The organism is Neisseria sp. P0021.S005 (assembly GCF_051956955.1).
On the sequence record NZ_JBQCWY010000894.1, the window covers coordinates 1 to 536 of the forward strand.

At 45.3% G+C, this 536-nt stretch carries 1 protein-coding gene and 1 pseudogene; one reads left to right on the forward strand and one right to left on the reverse strand.

The features are described from left to right. Positions 1-239: pseudogene (locus tag ACTHUE_RS20020) on the reverse strand (DciA family protein); the annotation flags it as partial. Positions 240-312: 73 nt separating this feature from the next. Here ACTHUE_RS20020 and ACTHUE_RS20025 point away from each other — a divergent pair. Further along, the coding region (locus ACTHUE_RS20025) for a hypothetical protein (RefSeq protein WP_440424281.1) at positions 313-536 on the forward strand (224 nt) is incomplete at its 3' end.

Consider the following 536-nt stretch of genomic DNA (forward strand, 5'->3'; position numbering starts at 1 on the left):
ACCAATCTTCCGTCTTCTACGCAGGCCGTCTGAAAATGCGGATGCAGGTTGGCCGGCAAAACCGTTTTGATTTTTGCATCCAATTTCCGCCATTGTTGCGATTGTTGCAACAAGCCCGCCAATAAATGATTGCGCTTGCCTAATTGTGCTAAATCCATATATTTCAGACGGCCTCTCAGTAAATTAACCAAACAATTACAATTGAAATACAGCAAAACCGCCTTTATTTCAAACAGCATTACCGCGTTATACAAGCGCTTGTGTTAAAATCCCAATTTCGCCCACTATTATATCAAGGCGCAGGAATTATTCATGCTGACAAACATTGCTAAGAAAATCTTCGGCAGCCGCAACGACCGCCTGCTGAAACAATATCGTAAATCCGTTGCCAAAATCAACGCGCTTGAGAAACAAATGCAGGCATTGAGCGATGCAGAACTGCAAGCTAAAACAGCCGAATTCAAACAACGTCTCGCCGACGGACAAAGCCTGGACGACATCTTGGTCGAAGCCTTTGCCGTCTGCCGCGAAGCATC